This is a genomic window from Mesorhizobium sp. M4B.F.Ca.ET.089.01.1.1 (assembly GCF_004022605.1).
In the GTDB taxonomy this organism is placed as follows: domain Bacteria; phylum Pseudomonadota; class Alphaproteobacteria; order Rhizobiales; family Rhizobiaceae; genus Mesorhizobium; species Mesorhizobium abyssinicae.
Window position 1 is genome coordinate 1 of the sequence record NZ_RZOS01000559.1, and the last position, 3,288, is coordinate 3,288.

The window sequence follows — 3,288 nt, forward strand, 5'->3', positions numbered from 1 at the left end:
CAATCTCGGCGTCGAGGGACTGATGGCCCTCGGCGCCGTGATTGCTTTCATCGTCGTCTATCAGGGCGGCGGGCATCTGCTCGGATTCCTCGCCGCCGGCCTTGCCAGTGCCGCGCTTTCCCTTGTCTTTGCCGTCATCGCGCTGGGATTCCGCGCCAACCAGGTCGCGGTCGGCCTCGCCATAGGCATACTCGGCCAGGGCCTCTCGGCGCTGTTCGGCAAGAGCTATGAGAGCCTCACGGTCAGGGGGCTGCCGAAGCTGCCATTGCCCTGGCTGTCGGATATCCCGGTCGTCGGCGGCCTGTTCGCTCAGGACATTGTCGTATGGCTTTCGCTTGCCGCGACCGTCGCCATCTGGGCGACGTTCGCCTACACCAAGACCGGTCTCGTCGTCCGCGCCGTCGGCGAGAACCCCAAGGCGGCGCATGCGCTCGGCTATCCGGTGATCGCCGTGCGCTTCGCCGCCGTCGCCTTCGGCGGCGTGCTGGCGGGTTTTGCCGGCGCTTACGCAGCCGTGGTCTACACGCCGCTGTGGGCCGATGGCATGATCGCCGGGCGCGGCTGGATTGCGATTGCGCTGGTCGTCTTCGGCACCTGGCTCACCAGCCGTATCTTTCTCGGCGCGTGTCTCTTCGGCGCCGTGTCCCTGGCAAGTCTGGCGGCGCAGGCGACCGGGCTGGGCGTTTCCTCGCAACTTCTGTCGAGCCTGCCCTATCTCGTGACAGTCATCGTGCTTGGCATCATCTCGTCGAACCGGCGGCTGCTCAAGCTCAACGGCGTTGCTTCGCTGGGAGAGCCTTTCGAGCGCTAGCACCACGGATGCGCCGCAATGCAGCCAATGCCATCTGCCCCGGCGAAACGGCAACGCCGATGGTCGGGTGCCAGTTCGGGGCTGCCGGCCTGCCACGCCGCCGACAGCCCCTCATTGCGGCGGAAAGAAGCACCGCAACCAGGAGAGTCGACATCGCATGAGGATATCACTATATACCGGCGGCTTCGGCGACGCGCCCCGGGTATTGGGCGGTCGACGGCGCTGCGAATGTGCTGACACCTATTGTGATGCAAATCGGTCTGAAAACCGGAAAAGCAAAATAGAAACAATAGCATGATGCTGGGTATCCCAGCCACCTCCACCATCATCCTCAACGATCAGAACGTGTCCCTTGACGCTTCCCTCCTCTCGCACGCTGTGGACCTCGGGCAAGATCAACTTGCCGGGAGATGCCGACTCGGCTGGAATGGGTGCATGCATCCTTTGCGGGGTGCCGACGTTTATGATTACCAACCGGCATAGCCGCTAGGGAAAAGCAGTATGAGTGAACATGCGATCGAGTTCTTGCGGGGGTGGATTGGCGAGAAGGTCCATTGCCAGCACTCGCCGGTAAAGATCGACACGCAGGCCGAGACCCTCGCCAGGGAATGCGCGGCCAAGGCGGCCGAGGAGGGCATTCTTCTTGAGGACATCCAGGAAGAGGTCGGCGACATCAAGGAATTGATCGCATCGCGCCTCGAAGAGGCCGCCGAGGCCGAGCAAGAAACCCATCCGGACAAGCCGTCCGAGTGAGCTAGACCCGGGCGGGGCGCGCCTGTCCCAGGCAGCGACTACCCTTTCGGGAATTTGGCCTGAAGCCAGGCCTTCGGCAGCGCCGGCACGAAATTGCCATCCCGCCCTGTCATGTCCTCATTGGCGACCAGCGCGTTGAGGATCGCTTCCTCCACCCCTTGCACCACCGCATCGAAAAACGGATCGATATCGACGTCCGGAACGAAATCGGCATGCGCGATCCGTCCTGACGGTCCGAGCGCAGCCTCCGGGTTGGCGGTCGAGAAGGCGAGAAAAATGTCCCCCGAGCTGTGGTAGCCGTAGCCGCCGGTCATGGCGATGCCGAGCGGCACACGCCTTGCCAGCCGCTTCATCTGATGCGGCAGGAACGGCGCGTCGGTGGCGACGACGGCGATGATCGAACCCTTTTCGGCGCGCGGCGTGCCTTCGCGGATCGCCGGTTCGGCGAGATCCGGCCCGACGCGCTGGCCGCGCAGGGTGAAATTGCGCCGCTTGCCGAAATTCGCCTGCACGAACACCCCGACGGTGTAGCGGCTGTCCTGCCATGCGAGGATGCGCGATGCGGTGCCGGACCCGGCCTTGAAGCCGAAGGTGATCATGCCGGTGCCGCCGCCGACGCTGCCTTCCTCGATAGCGCCGATGGCAGCGCTGTCGAGCGCGCCGGCAACATCGTCGAAGCTGACATGATGGCCGTTGATATCGTTGAGGAAGCCGTCAAAGGTCTCCGCCGCCACGGGCAGGCCCCAGCCTGTGTCGAGCGCGGCCGGCAGCACCTTGTGCATCCAGCGCAGCGTGCCGTCGCGGGTGACGCCACAGGAATGCGTGTTGGTGATGGTGACCGGGAAATTGAAGGCGCCGGTCTCCTCGATGATGTGCGTTCCCGTCAGTTCGCCGTTGCCGTTCTGGCTGAAGACGCCGGTAAAGACCGGCGTCGCGAGTTCAGCAATCGGCCTGGGCAGGATGGCGGTCACGCCGGTGCGCATCGGCCCCTTGCCGACGACCAGCGGCCCGTCACCCGAGATCAGCGTCGTATAGCCCACCGAAACGCCCGGCACGTCGGTGATGGCATTGAACTCCCCGGGCGTGCCGTCGAAGCCGATGCCGAAAGCGCGGGCGCGCGGCTTTCGGGACGGCGTCAGGAGATGCGGATCATGTCCTGTCATGCCGCGCCTCAGAACAGCGAGCCTTGATTGCCCGGCTCCCTTGGCTTGGTTGGTTTGGCCGACGCCTTGGGCCGCGCGCCGCCGCCGGTGGCGATCGCGTCGGCGCTGCCGTCGGCGAATTCCAGCGACAGCGCCGCCCCTGGTACCACGTCCGCCGCCAGCTTGATCACCGCGCCTTCGGCATCCTTGACCAGCACGAAGCCGCGCGCCAGCACCGCCTTGTGCGACAGCGTCGACAAAAGCCGGTCGGCCTGGGTCAGGCTCGCGCGCAACCGGTCCAGCCGTCGCGCGATGGCATGGTCCTGGCGCCGCGTCAGCCCGGTCAGAGTGTCGCCTTGAGCCTTCTGACGCCTGACGATCGGCGCCGGCGACAGCCTTGCGGCGGTGCGTTTGAAGCGTGCCCGCCTCTCGCGCGCGATGGCAAAGAACGCCGCCTGTGCGCGGGCGAGATCGCGGCCGGTCAGCGTGCGCGCTTCGTTGATGCGGCGGGCGAGTGTGGCGGGCGTCAGCCGCTGCCGCTCCAGCCTTGCGCGCTTGCGCTCGATGCTCACCGTCAGGGCC

4 protein-coding genes are annotated in these 3,288 nt (G+C 65.8%); 2 read left to right on the forward strand and 2 right to left on the reverse strand.

Annotation, left to right across the window (positions count from 1 at the left end; all coding sequences use genetic code 11):
- The coding region (locus tag EN780_RS30550; protein WP_133372783.1) for an ABC transporter permease at positions 1-811 on the forward strand (811 nt) is incomplete at its 5' end.
- A gap of 501 nt (positions 812-1,312) precedes the next feature.
- Entirely contained in the window at positions 1,313-1,564 is a 252-nt protein-coding gene (locus EN780_RS30555; RefSeq protein ID WP_127286754.1) for a DUF768 domain-containing protein, read from the forward strand.
- Between the two features lie 38 nt (positions 1,565-1,602).
- On the opposite strand, the gene EN780_RS30560 is transcribed toward EN780_RS30555, so the two are convergent.
- Both EN780_RS30560 and EN780_RS30565 read right to left on the reverse strand, forming a co-directional pair.
- Positions 1,603-2,727 (reverse strand): P1 family peptidase, encoded by a 1,125-nt coding sequence (locus tag EN780_RS30560; protein WP_128276147.1) that lies wholly within the window; start codon positions 2,725-2,727, stop codon positions 1,603-1,605.
- Positions 2,728-2,735: 8 nt separating this feature from the next.
- A partial coding sequence (locus EN780_RS30565) for an exodeoxyribonuclease VII large subunit (RefSeq protein WP_281035386.1) occupies positions 2,736-3,288 on the reverse strand: 553 nt, incomplete at its 5' end.